Origin of the sequence: Thalassotalea sp. HSM 43 (assembly GCF_004752005.1) — a bacterium.
Taxonomy (GTDB): domain Bacteria; phylum Pseudomonadota; class Gammaproteobacteria; order Enterobacterales; family Alteromonadaceae; genus Thalassotalea_A.
Genome location: NZ_CP038493.1, coordinates 3,965,970 through 3,979,836, shown reverse-complemented (window position 1 = coordinate 3,979,836; position 13,867 = coordinate 3,965,970). Strand labels below are relative to the sequence as shown.

Below are 13,867 nucleotides of genomic sequence, written 5' to 3'. Positions count from 1 at the left end.
CAACATATTGTGCTTACATCTGTGCTTAACGACTGCTCTTCACAACTGGGCTAATGCGTTGTCTACCACGATAGGGTTTCATTGCTATGCTATATATAAGAGGTGTTTGATAGATATTTCAGTAAGAGAGCAGGTTGTTAGTAATGACAAAGCGATGCATCATTCTTTTGTTTTCGGGTATCTGCGCCATAACCGGGTGCAGTAACAAAACCTGGTATCAAATAGGTCAACAAAATAGCATTCAAGAGTGCCGTAAATTACCCTATGAGCAAGCCATTGAGTGTGAGCAGGACTATAAAAAATCCTATAAAGAATACAAAGAAGAGCGTAAACAAATCATCAAATCTCCGCCAACTAAAAAAGAATCAACTAAGCCGCCAAAGCCACTGCATGAAATCGAAAACCAACAGGGTTAACGACAAGGGCGTACAGGCTTAAAGGGAAGTGCATGCACTCGATAATAAGCCTACGAAATACGGATATAAAAAAGGCTCCCTAAGGAGCCTTTTTTTAATGTTTGTGTCGATTAAAATTCTGCTTCACAGGTTAGACAGAATGAGTAAATGCCTCTTGGATCATTAAGCTGATTCATTTGTTCATACTCATTGATCATAGTCATGATACGTTGTTTCAACGACGGATTATTTGCTGCTTGCTCAAACTTCGACGTTGCTTCAGGTAACAATACTTGAGCGTTCTCAAAGAGGTTGCGAATAAACATTTGACGTGGTGATAGTTCTTTTTCAACCAACAATACGTCATAGTTTTTCAAACCCGCACGATCCGCAGCTGCGGCAATCGCGTCATCCAAACCACCTAACTTATCAACCAAGCCGAGTTCCTGTGCCTTGGCGCCAGTCCAAACACGACCTTGGGCAACGGCGTCTACTTGCTCCAATGTCATATTGCGATTCTCAGCAACTAAGGTTAAAAACTCTTTGTAACCACGTTCAATGCCTAATTGAATAATGTTACCAATATTCTCAGGTAGGGGACGTGAAACACCGAAGCCCGCGAATTCTGTGGTACCGATACCGTCGGTGTGTACGCCTACTTTATCGAGTGCTTTTTCAAAGGTCATAAACATACCAAAGATGCCGATAGAGCCGGTGATTGTATTTGGAGACGCCCAAATTTCATTAGCCGACGCAGAGATCCAGTAACCACCGGATGCAGCGTAGTTGGCCATTGAGGCAATCACAGGTTTACCTGCGGCTTTAATTAATTCAACTTCTTGACGAATAATCTCAGACGCGTAGGCGCTACCACCTGGGCTATCAACACGTAATACAACCGCTTTTACTTTATCATCAAGGCGCGCTTTACGTAGTAGTTTTGCGGTTGAGTCACCGCCAATGCTGCCGGCTTTTTGGTTACCATTTAAGATGGTGCCCTTAGCCACAATAACAGCAACTTTGTCTGACATAGGGTTTACCATAGCAACTGGTGGCTTAACGGTAGTAAGATATTCTTTAAAGCTTATTTGACTGAAACTGTCATGTTTTGATGCTTTACCTACTTTGGCAATCATATCGGTACGAATTTGTTCGCGATTACGCAACTCATCAATAAGACCGGTTTGTAGCGCGTATTCACCAAAACTGCCGTCTGCTTGCTGTAACTTAGTGTATAACTGCTCTGCGGTTTCATCGAAGTTTGCTAGGTCCAAGTTGCGGTTTTCAGCAATGTCCAACTTAAAGTTGTGCCAAAGTTGTTGCAACCATGCTTTATTGGCTTCTTTTGCCGCATCTGACATATCGTCACGAATGTATGGTTCAACAGCTGACTTGTAGGTACCGACTTTAAACACGTGCTGGGTAATGTTGAGCTTATCCAGAGCAGATTTAAAATACGTACGGTAACGACCAAAACCTTCAAGCATCACTGCACCTTCAGGGTTCATCCAAACCTTATCGGCATATGAGGCTAAGTAATATTGACCTTGGCTAAAGTAATCACCAAAAGCGACGACGTCTTTGCCAGACTCTTTAAAGTCGTTGATGGCGTCACCAATAACTTGTAAATGATGAAACCCAGCACGTTGCAAGTTTTGTGGATAGATAACCATGGTTTTGACACGGTCATCTGTTTTTGCATGCTCGATGACCATTAATAGGTCGCTTAACAAGATTTCAGGATTCTCTTCTTGCTGACCAAACGCTTGTTGCATAATTTGATCGGCAGGATCGATTTCACGTTTTTGCTCAACAATATCGCCTTTCGGATTTAACACCAGGGCAGTGGTATTGGCCACTTGCACCTGATCCGAGTCATCAGTAATTATACTGATCAAAAAGATCACAAAAATAAAAAAGACGAGGTTTAAAAAGACTTTGCGGGAGGTGTTTAAAAACACCCACAAACTCTTAAAAATGCGTTTTATTACACTTGGCTTCTCTGACATACTTCCTCACGTCTAGCTACAGAATAATTAGAATATACATGGTCTTATGATTATTAATATACATGTGGTAAGGAAAAAGATCTTTGCTTACATCCATATATTAAAGAATATTTACAAATAATAAGGTCTTTTGCCGCTTTTTCCACATTTATTTGCCATGCAGGAAATAAAAATTCGGCTAAACTGTTCTAATAAGTTGTTGATACTTAAACAAAGGACTATTAAAACAATGATAGCTACATACAACAAGGCCGTTGACTCAATCCTTAAACTTGATGCCATTCCTGCATTATTGATGCGCGTATTCTTAGCGCCCGTGTTTATTATCGCTGGTTACAATAAAATGCAATTTTCTAACCCTGATTTAGCCATTATTGAACAGATCATGGCAGATCCAAATGTTGTCGAATGGTTCGGTAACAGTGAATGGGGTTTAGGTCTACCGTATGCTGAGGTGTTAGCTAATGCTGCGGCGTGGACAGAGTTCTTTGGCGGTTGGTTATTATTGATAGGCCTAGCGACACGACTGGTTAGTATTCCGTTAATGTTTACCATGATAGTAGCGGCAACCACGGTGCATTTAGAACAGGGTTGGTACGCTGTCGCGCCAACCAATCCGGATACAAGCTCAGCTAAAGTATTTTCATGGTTGGGTTTCGAAAGTGCCGATGAATCTTTAGCTAACAGTGTCGAAGCATCAAAACGGTTAACCCGTATACGTGATATTGTTGAAGAAAATGGTAATACCGATTGGCTTTATGAAACCGGTAATGTGGTGGTGCTCAATAATGGCATTGAATTCGCGTCGACGTATTTCATTATGTTACTGGCCTTGTTTTTTGTCGGCCCTGGTCGCTACGTCAGCCTAGACTATTGGCTGTTTACCGACGACATAAAAAAACAACCTGATACACAAAGCTAAATCATAAGCAGTGCATGACTAAAGCATGAGCGGTGCACGCATAAAACCGTCGTTATTATTTTTAATTAATAAGTGATCTTATTTTAAAATGAACCCGTAGGTAATAATGACTTAGTTTTCAGACCCTAAAGTTGCCTGGCCATTTGGACAGGCTTTTTTTTATAAAAAATTTGTTCAGTAATGAGAATCAATTCGTTTTATGGTACCTTGCCGTTAAACCTCCAACAATCATGATCAAACAATGACAACAACCGCTATAGACTTCCTTATTAATCGTCAATCCAATGGCTTATTACAAGCGCCAGCACCAAATCAAGCGCAAATTGATAAGATGCTGCAAGCAGCACTCGCCGTACCTGACCACGGCAACTTAAATCCGTATCGAGTAGATATTATTCAAGGGCAGGGGTTAGATAAACTCACCGACATATTTGTTGATGTAATGATGCTACTCACCAGTGATGAATTCAAACTGCAAAAAGCTGCGAAAATGGCCTACAGAGCGCCAATGATCATGGTTGTATCAACTCAATATAAAAGCCACCCTAAAGTGCCTAAGCACGAACAGATGATCACCGCCGGTTGTGCAACTCATGCATTGCAAATGGCCGCAGTGGCGCAAGGTTTTAATGCTATGTGGCGCACCGGAGAGTTAGCTGAGCATCCTGTAGTAAAGCAAAAATTGGCCATTGATGCGGATCAGGACATCGTTGGATTTTTGTATGTTGGTACAGAGAGCAAACAATTGGCTAAAAAGCCACGCCGTATTGATAACATAGAAGTACGCCATTGGCGCTAAGTGGTCTAAAATTAATTATATGCTTGGTCATAAAGAAACCGCTAAGTCACTGAAATAATTACATTGTCACTTTCATGTCAGGTGTTTGTCGTCACGTATTAGCGTCATTGTTTGTTATAACGTAAGCGACATCACATTCGGCAAAGGGAGAAAACCGTGTTAATCAAAAAGTTGAGATTGCAAAAAGGCTGGTCACAACAACAATTGGCTGAATTTTCCGGGCTTAGTGTTCGTACCATTCAGCGAATTGAACGCGGGCATAAAGCGGGTAATGAATCGCTTAAATCTCTCGCCGCCGTGTTTGAAACAAACATCCAAACGCTGCGAGGGGACAAGGATATGACAAAAGATTATCAAGTAAGCGACGAAGAGCAACAGGTCTTTCAACAAGTTCAAGACATCAAAGATTTTTTCTCACATGTATTAACCTTCATGGTCGTGGTTCCATGTATGTACATCTTTAATATTATGCTGACACCCGAGGTGTTATGGATTAATTATCTGGTTATTGGTTGGACTATAGGCTTAGCCTTGCATGGTATTTGGGCATATGACGTTATTTCCTTTTTAAGTCCTGATTGGGAGAAAAAGGAAATCGAAAAACGGCTTGGCAGAAAGCTGTAAAAAAAGAGCGGCTAATAGCCGCTTTTATTTTGTCTGTTTCGAAATTTTCAACAATAATTAAAGTGAGTCTGGTTCAACGCTCTAAATAAATATAACTCTTCGGTCCAGGAGATTGCTTTGATCAAACGAATCTCACAAATGTTACTCATGCCCTTATTTTATTGTCAGGGCTGGCACGTGCGCCGTACTGTTCCCAAAATGGACGAACCCAATGGCAATAGGTACGGTGAAACTGGCATGGGCAAAAACCTTAAGCTGTTAGTGCTTGGTGATTCTTCCGCGGCTGGGGTTGGTGTAAAGCATCAAAAATTCGCCTTGTTAGGTCGTCTGGTAAATCAATTAAGCAAACAACGTCGCGTGCAATGGCGGTTACATGCCAAGTCCGGTGCAACAACGGAAGACGCGATATTGCAAATGGATCAACTCGCGAACGAGCAATATGACGTGGTTATCTCGGCATTAGGGGTTAATGATGTCACCGGGCTAGTTGAAGTCGATGAATGGCTCGACTTACAGCACATCTTACGCGATAAAATTCAACGCAAATTTGCACCTCGATTGATTTTACACACCGCCATCCCGCCAATAGATAGAATGACTGCGCTGCCTCAACCGTTAAAGTGGTTTATGGCCGATAGAGGCCGTGAATTTGACCGTGCCTTGAAATACAGTTGTGATCGTTACAGCCAACATTTTCGTCTGGCGCTACCGCCAAATAAATCTATGGTAGCGATGGATGGCTTCCATCCTGGCCGCATAATGTATCGTATATGGGCCAAGCAAGCAGCGAAACGCATTCTCACCAGCATTTAATGTTACAGCAGAGGTTTCTCTAACCGTAGCAATTCTTTTTAGAACTGGTTAACATACCGTTCCTACATAACAATAATTAACAAGGAACACCTCATGGAATGGGATTTTGTCTCTGCCAGCATTATTAATTTAGGTATCAACCTAGGCTACACGGTTATTGCCGTTGTCGTCGCCGTATTGGCATTACTTTGGGTCGATAAAATGCTGCTTAAAGGTGTCGATATCCAACAAGAGCTTAAGAATAACAACATGGCCGTAGCGATATTTGCCTCGTCAATTCTTATCTTCGTCGCTCTGATCATTTGTTTTGGTTTAAAAGCGTAGCGCTTTTTAACGCTTAGGTTAAAACTTATGATACGTACCTTAGCCGCGTTTATCTTTGCCTGTGTTGCTGTGGTTTATTTGCAATCAATCGCTCCTGCAAAAACGGCGGATACGAAATTATTGCAACACGCCCAACTCGCGGGGGATAGCATTGACCCCAATTTGCGATTAAACCGTCGCCAACGTGGTGAGGTTGTGATGCTCGCTGACAATAGACGCATGAAGGACAGTTACGTTAACTATCAACTCGATCGATACTACGCGAATGAAAAGTCGTACATCTATTATTGGCGTGACAGTTTGAAAAACTTTGCGACTGCAACGGCGCAAGGTGTCGACTATAAACACTATTTCGTCAACAGTTATCTGGTTGGCATTCACCCATTTAATGTCGAGAATAAATGGTTACCACTGTACGTATTGTCAAAACGAAAAGCCTATCAATTAGACGACGAGCAATATGGCGTAGCAGACATGTGGCAAAACTCGGCGCAAGCCTATCAATTGCCACGCGGCGATTGTGAAGATCATGCCATTGCATTAGCAGACTGGCTTATCTCTGAAGGTATTGATGCACGCGTCGTGGTTGGTAAATATAAAGATGGCGGCCATGCTTGGGTCGTGGCCAATCAAAATGAGCAAATGTACATTCTAGAAGCTACAGATAAGCGCGCCGGCAAGTCATGGAACCACTATCCGCTCGCGTCTTTAAGCCAACATTACTACCCGCAATATATGTTTAATCGCGAGTATTTTTGGGAAAATACCTCGACACCAATGACCAAGGACTATTTGGGAGAGCATTGGAAAAAACGCTCAAAGTATAACAATTCGACGTCCAGTAACAGCGATTAACTCGATTACTTCGATTATTTGAACACCGGCTGAGTTTTACAACATGGCGTAATCAAAGCGAATGATTACGCTTTAAAGTCTCGAGCCAAAGCATCAGGCTTATTTTGTCTGGTGTGGCTCTGAATGATTGATAACATCGCGGTATATTAACCATTTTTTATCGGCTTGTTGCTGCCATACCACCATATAATTACCATTAATCAGGATTTTATTGTCGCCATCGACAACGGTTACTAGCCAGGTTCCTGTTTCAAATGCGGTTGTGCCGTTAGCTTCTAAGTCTACTGTGGTAAGTTCAATGGTTGCTGGTCCTGCGGCCATTTCTAATTTGATCTGCGCAATAATGGCGTCTTTGCCGGTAACAATAGAAAAACCATCCATCGAATAAACGGCGTCATCGGTATACAAGTTGGCAAGACCCACCGCGTCACCGGCGTTAAACAGGGCCATATATTGTTGATTATTTTGCTTAATAATCGACGCTAAATCTTCTGCCGACACTGCTTTTGTCGCCGTAACTAATAGCAAAAGGCAAATCAAAGCCAACTTATTCATGTTATGTCCTTTGTTGAATTGATTGTGTAGAAGCAATCAAAGAAAAGTCCCTTATAGTGTAGCCAAAGCTTTTATATAAGGGACTTTTTATTAACCGGACACTTGATTAACACATTAAGCGCGAATTACGGCTAGTAGCTAACGACTAGTAGCTAACGGCTAGTAGGGAACGACTAAATAAGTCGATCCCTACGCCTTTATGTTAGGCGTTACTCGTATCGTAAGGCACTGATCGGGTTTGCTCTTGCAACCTTGATTGAATTACTTGCCACAGTAACCCAGGCGATAAGCAGGGCAAACACACCTGAGATTGCACACAAGAAAATGATAAGGCTGGTATCGATACGATAAACAAAGACTTCCAGCCAATCGACCATCAAGTAAAACGCAATTGGCCAAGCGACAAGACAAGCAATAAATACCGGCTTTGAAAAGCTCAATACCAACATTTTGACTATATCAAAGACGCTGGCACCCATAACCTTACGAATACCGATTTCCTTAGTACGACGCGTCGCAGTGAAACTAGCCAAACCAAATAAACCAAGACAGGCTACAAAGATGGCTAAGCCAGAAAACGCAGCAAATAATTTCGCTTCACCTTGTTCTTGTTGATACAGTTCAGCGATGTCGTCTTCGACGAAGGAATAAGCAAATGGAATGCTTGGTACTTGTTGTTGCCATAGGGCTTTAGCATCTTCTTTTAACGTTTCAGGAGAACCATTAAAGCGCATACTGATACTGCCACCAAAATTTGCTGAAAGAGGGTAAACTTCAGGGCGAATGGTAGAGCGTAAACTATCAAAATGAATGTCTTCAACCACGCCAATAACAACGAGTTCAACGTACAGGTCTTCACCGACATCACCTCGAGCGGTAATTAAGATTTTACCTAAGGCTTGTTCTGGTGTGCCAAGACCTAAACGTTTTAACGCTGACTCATTAACAACGATGGAGCCTTGGAATGCCTCACCTTCACGTAATTGTTCGGTTGTAGGACCAACATCGTTGCGATCTTTGTCGTAAGTGCGACCGGCTAATACATTGATTTGATAGGTTTCGAAAAAGTTATAACCGACATCGCGTTGGCCAATGATAAGCGCATCTTCAGCAGGAATATCTGGGGTACGCATCATAGTGTTATTTTCGTTGCTGTTACCTGGTGTTTCATTCGAATAGGTTACCGAGGTAACTTGCGGATGCTTTTCAAGTTCATTAATAAGCACTTCGCGTTTTTCACTGGCAGCCTCGCGACCAACACGGAACATCACCATAACGTTTTCTTTGTTATAACCAGCGTCCATTTTTAACGCGTATTGCATTTGTGAATAGACCACAGCAGTCGCTACAAATAAACCGATAGATACCGCAAACTGAACCACAACCAAGCTGGCACGCAGTTTTAAAGACGCTTTTGTTTCAGCAGACTTATTGGCTTTTAATACTTTCGCCGGACGGAAACTAGACAATATGAACGCAGGGTACAAACCACTTAGCACACCAACAACTAATGCCAAACCAGATAAGCGCAATAAATTCGACGCCGAGTAGTCAAGAGCTAGGTTTTTATTTAGTACCTCATTGTAAACAGGTAGGGTAAGCTCAACTAACGCGAATGCTAGGGTAAACGCAAACAAAGTTAACAGTACCGATTCGCCTAAAAACTGCAGGATCAAATCCGTTTTTGACGCACCCATAACCTTTCTTAAAGACACTTCTTTAGCTCGCTTACTTGCTTGCGCTGTCGATAGATTCATAAAGTTAATGGCGGCGATTAGCAATATCAACACAGCAATAGCGGAGAAGGTTACCACCATGGTTTGGTTACCTTGCGGGCGCATTTCACCAAAACCAATCGAGTTTAAATGCAGATCCTTAATGTTCATGGCGCTAAGTTTTAGAAAATCAGACGCTTTAGCATCATCGCCACCAATAGGCATTTTCGGGAAATTGTTATCCGCGAAGGTGTCGTATTCTGCGTTGATGGTATCTAAATCACTGGCCTGTTTGGTGGTGAAATAAAGCTGCGCATTGACAGAGAACCAGGCATGAAACATGTAGTTTTGATCTTGCCAGTCTTTTTCATCAATTAACACTAATATTGGTAAATCCAATTGACTGTTATCTGGGGTATCTTCAATAATCGCGGCAACTTTATAGTCACGTTGAAAATGATTGAAATCCAAGCTCAATACTTTACCTATGGCTTGTTCTTGGTCAAAGAATTTTTTCGCCATGGTTTCGCTTAAAACAATAGAGTGGTTGTCCGATAGGGCTGCTCGAATATCACCCGCAAGCACTTTAACGTCAAATATATTCACAAAGTCAGCATCGACCAGTTTTGCTTGCTCAATAAATACTTTGTCGCCATAACTCATTGTCGGGCGCCAGTTACCTATACGGGTTGCGTGTTCTATTTGCGCAAAATCCTTTTTCAAGGCATGAATCAAAGGACCAGGTGAGGTCACGGCATGCATAGGGTCTCGACCCGGTATATTAAAGGTAATATGCGAGCGATGGATGCGGTCTGCTTTTTGCCAAAACTCGTCATAATTGGTTTCGTGTTTAACGTAAAGCATGATCATTACACACGCCGCCAAACCAATGGCTAAGCCAAACACATTGATGGCACTAAACAACTTGTTGTTGACCATATTGCGCCATGCGGTGGTTAAGTAATTCGTTAATAACATAGTTATAATCCTTTATTGTTATACGACAGCTTTAAGCTCTTGAGGTAGGATCTTGCCATCAAGTAAATTAACGATACGACTGGCATATTCCGCATGAGATGGAGAGTGAGTCACCATAATGATGGTGGTACCTTCTTTATTAAGTTGTTGTAACATTTCCATCACTTCACGACCGTGCTCACTATCTAGGTTACCGGTTGGCTCATCGGCAAGGATGATGCTTTGGTCACCAACAACCGCTCTGGCTACAGCCACACGTTGTTGTTGACCACCAGATAACTGACTCGGCATGTGTTTGGCACGATGATCAATACCGACTTTCGCCAATACTTCACTGACGCGCTTTTTACGCTCTTGTTTTGAAATGTCATGATAAAGCAGGGCAAGTTCAACGTTTTCTTGCACGCTTAATTCATCAATTAAGTTAAAACTTTGAAAAATAAAGCCGACATGTTGTTTGCGTATATTGGCCAGTAAGCTTTCTGAGTACTTGGCAATATCTTCGCCATCAAAGAAATAGCTGCCATCGCTGGCGGTATCTAACATGCCAATGGTATTAAGTAGCGTTGATTTTCCACAACCACTTGGTCCCATAATGGCAACGAACTCACCGCGCTTTATTTCTAGGTTAATTTTATTTAGTGCGGTTGTTTCTACGTCTTCGGTTTGAAAGCGTTTGCTTAAGTTTTCTAGATGTAACATATTGATATCCCTTTTAATTTTTAGTCATTCGTTAATTTGATTAAGATTTAAGATTTAAGATTTAAGCGACTCATGTCGATAAAACTGGAGTAAGGAGAGGTGATGACTTGCTCGCCCACCTCAAGTCCTTCAATAACTTCAATAAAGCGGTTGTTGCGTCGACCTAACTTCACTGCGCGTTTAACCGCGTGCTCACCGTCTTGGCTGACAACAAATATCCATGAACCGCCGGTATCTTGATAAAAAGCACCATTAGGGATCAAAGCGACATGGCTTGGATCACCAAGGGTTAATTTGGTTTGCAAAGATTGACCGCGACGGATGCCGCTAGGTTGATGTTCATCAAAGGTTAAATCGATACGGAACTGCCCATTATTTACTTGCGGGTAAATCTTGGCGATAGTCAGGCCATAATTGGTGCCATTGCGGGTAATGGTTGCGATTTGCCCTAAATCAACACGTTCTAAGTAAAACTCATCAACCATAGCCTGCAGCTTAAACGACGATGGATCGTCGATTTGACCAATGCGCTCACCGCGTTGAATCGACTGACCGACTTCGATGTTAAAACCCGATAGCTTGCCGACAACAGGTGCTTTCATGTTTAGGTTGTCCATATTGGCTCGCGCAAATCGCAAACTTTCTTCAAGGCGATGGCCAGTCTCTTGTAGAAACTGTAATTGTTGTGCTTGCATTAACGCGTCGGTTTTTTGGCTCTCAAGCGTCACTTGACGACGATTGATGTAGTACTCTAGAAGATCTTCATTCTCACGCAGTGCGTTATCAGAAATGCTGCCTTTTTCAAATACCACGCGTTCACGTTCTACTTGACGGGTAAGGCGTTTTATTTGGTAATCAATCTCAATCAAGTTGCGTTTATGGCTAAGCTTGTTTTGCTCTAACGACAATTCGATACTGCGCATGTTATTGAGCTGCTCGGTAACCGCGGCTTCATTGCGCATAACATCAAGCTGCAATTGGGTATTTGATAATTGCACAATGGCTTGACCTTGCTCGACCATCGCGCCATCTTCAATCAACACTTTCTCAACGCGACCACCTTCGACCGCGTCAAGATAAACGGTTTTTAACGGGGTAACTTTTGAGCGGATTGGAATAAAGTCTTCAAAGGTGCCGTACGATACTTTCGAGACCGTAATATTTTGCTGCTCAATGGCAAGCGACTTACCCGACGTTTGCGCCGAATACAGTTTAGAAATCACCGCAACTGAGGCGATGGTTAGGACGATGAAGGCAATCTTGCCCCAAGGTTTTGCTTTTCTTTCTATTTTTCTATCCATGTCATTAACTTCTAGCTGTAGAGTAAAACTAATATTGGTGATTGCCTGTTGGCATAATTCACTAACCATTAGCTGTAGTTACTTACAATAGAGCAGATAACGTGCCAATATTTTAAATTGTTGATATTAAAGGGATAGAGAGAATGGCTAGGGTGAATTTTAATCAGGTCAATTACAAGCAGTTAACAAATATGACTAAGTGTTAGCGAAATTTACCAAATGTAATTTTAGGTTGAATGATCAAAGCGGTGCTGTAAGGTGCTGTGGTGTATAACAGCCTCATAATCGCTGAACTACCGATTTACAGATACAAAAAAGGCGGGTTAAACCCGCCTTAGTTTTTATGCTGACTAACAATTAGAACTCAGCGGTTTTTGGCGCGCGAGGGAACGGGATAGTATCACGTACATTACTGATACCAGTTGCGTAAGCAACCAAACGTTCAAAACCAAGACCAAAACCAGCATGAGGTACCGTGCCGTAGCGACGTAAATCGCGGTACCAACTGTAATCTTCTTTATCTAAGCCCATTTCTTCAAGGCGAGCATCAAGTACGTCTAAACGTTCTTCACGTTGAGAGCCACCAATGATTTCACCAATTCCTGGGGCAAGTACATCCATTGCTGCAACGGTTTTGCCGTCGTCATTCAAACGCATGTAGAAGGCTTTGATGTCTTTCGGGTAGTTTTGCAATACCACTGGACCGCCAACGTGCTCTTCAGACAAGTAACGCTCGTGCTCAGAGTTTAGGTCAACACCCCATTCAACTTTGTTTTCGAACTTCTTGCCTGAGTTAAGCAAAATATCGATGGCATCGGTATAGTCCATGCGTACAAAGTCAGAGTTGACCACAGAATTTAAGCGATCAACCACGGTTTTATCGACACGTTGTTGGAAGAAGGCGATGTCATCAGCACGTTCTTCAAGTACCGCTTTAAAGACATAACGCAGCATTTCTTCGGCTAATGTTGCCGCATCGCTTAGATCGGCAAACGCGATCTCCGGCTCAACCATCCAAAACTCTGCCAAATGACGAGAGGTGTTTGAGTTTTCCGCACGGAATGTTGGACCAAAGGTGTAAACCTTTGAAAGGGCACATGCGTAGGTTTCAACGTTCAGTTGCCCTGATACGGTTAAGAAGGTTTCTTTACCAAAAAAGTCTTCTTTATAATCGATGGCGCCTTTTTCGTCGCGAGGTAGGTTTTCCATGTCTAACGTTGAAACACGGAACATCTCACCAGCACCTTCGGTATCTGAACCGGTAATTAACGGCGTTGCAATCCAGTAGTAACCTTTTTGATGCATAAAGCGGTGAATCGCTTGTGCTAAACAGTTACGCACACGTGTTACTGCGCCACCAATATTGGTACGGGCACGGAGGTGTGCGTGTTCGCGAAGGAATTCAATCGAATGACGTTTGGCTGCCATTGGGTAAGTCTCAGGGTCATCTACCAAACCAAGCACCTTAACGTCGGTTGCTTGGATTTCGAAAGATTGACCTTTACCTTGAGACTCGACCAAGATACCCGATACTTCAACCGAACTACCTGTTGTTAGCTTTAATACTTCATTTTCATAATTATCAAGGTCATTTGGCACAACCGCCTGAATAGGATCGAAACACGATCCATCATGAATGGCTAGAAAAGAAATACCGGCTTTTGAATCACGACGAGTACGGATCCAGCCTTGGACTGTAACGGTTTCACCAACTGGTGATTTACCCGCTAACACATCAGTAATTGAAGCAACTGACATTATTGACCTCGTTAGAAAAATTTATGAAAATAGGTTTAATTTAGTTAAGAGTGAGTAGTTTACCTATGGTAGCCACTAACTCAAGTAAATGTTGCCGTTATAACGCGATTTTTTAGT

Annotated in this window: 13 protein-coding genes; 7 read left to right on the top strand and 6 right to left on the bottom strand. The window is 42.4% G+C overall.

The genetic code is table 11. From position 1 onward, the window contains the following. Nucleotides 1-143: 143 nt before the first annotated feature. A complete protein-coding gene (locus tag E2K93_RS17500) occupies nt 144-416 on the top strand; it encodes a hypothetical protein (RefSeq protein ID WP_135440322.1) in 273 nt (90 codons plus the stop codon). Nucleotides 417-526: 110 nt separating this feature from the next. Here the strand turns inward: E2K93_RS17500 and sppA are convergent, their stop codons facing one another. Next, nucleotides 527-2,404, bottom strand: coding sequence for a signal peptide peptidase SppA (gene sppA / locus E2K93_RS17495; protein WP_135440321.1), 1,878 nt, complete (start codon nt 2,402-2,404; stop codon nt 527-529). 229 nt (nt 2,405-2,633) lie between these two features. Between sppA and E2K93_RS17490 the strand changes: the two genes are divergently transcribed. The 6 genes from E2K93_RS17490 to E2K93_RS17465 all read left to right on the top strand — a co-directional run bounded on the left by E2K93_RS17490 (nt 2,634) and on the right by E2K93_RS17465 (nt 6,741). After that, entirely contained in the window at nt 2,634-3,326 is a 693-nt protein-coding gene (locus E2K93_RS17490; protein WP_135440320.1) for a DoxX family protein, read from the top strand. Nucleotides 3,327-3,567: 241 nt separating this feature from the next. Beyond that, nucleotides 3,568-4,125 carry a nitroreductase family protein gene (locus E2K93_RS17485; RefSeq protein ID WP_135440319.1) on the top strand — a complete coding sequence of 186 codons (558 nt, stop codon included), beginning with the start codon at nt 3,568-3,570 and terminating at the stop codon, nt 4,123-4,125. A gap of 156 nt (nt 4,126-4,281) precedes the next feature. Then, nucleotides 4,282-4,749, top strand: a complete 468-nt coding sequence (locus tag E2K93_RS17480) for a helix-turn-helix domain-containing protein (RefSeq protein ID WP_135440318.1) — start codon at nt 4,282-4,284, stop codon at nt 4,747-4,749. 117 nt (nt 4,750-4,866) lie between these two features. Then, nucleotides 4,867-5,562, top strand: coding sequence for an SGNH/GDSL hydrolase family protein (locus E2K93_RS17475; RefSeq protein ID WP_135440317.1), 696 nt, complete (start codon nt 4,867-4,869; stop codon nt 5,560-5,562). 93 nt (nt 5,563-5,655) lie between these two features. Next, entirely contained in the window at nt 5,656-5,886 is a 231-nt protein-coding gene (locus tag E2K93_RS17470) for a DUF350 domain-containing protein (RefSeq protein ID WP_135440316.1), read from the top strand. A 27-nt stretch (nt 5,887-5,913) separates the two neighbouring features. Further along, on the top strand, nt 5,914-6,741 hold the full coding sequence (locus tag E2K93_RS17465) for a transglutaminase domain-containing protein (protein ID WP_135440315.1): 828 nt from the start codon (nt 5,914-5,916) through the stop codon (nt 6,739-6,741). 99 nt (nt 6,742-6,840) lie between these two features. Here the strand turns inward: E2K93_RS17465 and E2K93_RS17460 are convergent, their stop codons facing one another. The 5 genes from E2K93_RS17460 to asnS all read right to left on the bottom strand — a co-directional run bounded on the left by E2K93_RS17460 (nt 6,841) and on the right by asnS (nt 13,750). Beyond that, the gene (locus tag E2K93_RS17460) at nt 6,841-7,296 is read right to left on the bottom strand and encodes a YybH family protein (RefSeq protein WP_135440314.1); all 456 of its coding nucleotides are present in this window, start codon (nt 7,294-7,296) and stop codon (nt 6,841-6,843) included. 209 nt (nt 7,297-7,505) lie between these two features. Then, nucleotides 7,506-9,989 (bottom strand): ABC transporter permease, encoded by a 2,484-nt coding sequence (locus E2K93_RS17455; RefSeq protein ID WP_135440313.1) that lies wholly within the window; start codon nt 9,987-9,989, stop codon nt 7,506-7,508. 18 nt (nt 9,990-10,007) lie between these two features. Continuing rightward, nucleotides 10,008-10,691 carry an ABC transporter ATP-binding protein gene (locus tag E2K93_RS17450; RefSeq protein WP_135440312.1) on the bottom strand — a complete coding sequence of 228 codons (684 nt, stop codon included), beginning with the start codon at nt 10,689-10,691 and terminating at the stop codon, nt 10,008-10,010. A gap of 47 nt (nt 10,692-10,738) precedes the next feature. Beyond that, entirely contained in the window at nt 10,739-12,061 is a 1,323-nt protein-coding gene (locus tag E2K93_RS17445; protein WP_135440311.1) for an efflux RND transporter periplasmic adaptor subunit, read from the bottom strand. Between the two features lie 288 nt (nt 12,062-12,349). Further along, on the bottom strand, nt 12,350-13,750 hold the full coding sequence (asnS, locus tag E2K93_RS17440; RefSeq protein WP_135440310.1) for an asparagine--tRNA ligase: 1,401 nt from the start codon (nt 13,748-13,750) through the stop codon (nt 12,350-12,352). Nucleotides 13,751-13,867 lie beyond the last annotated feature (117 nt).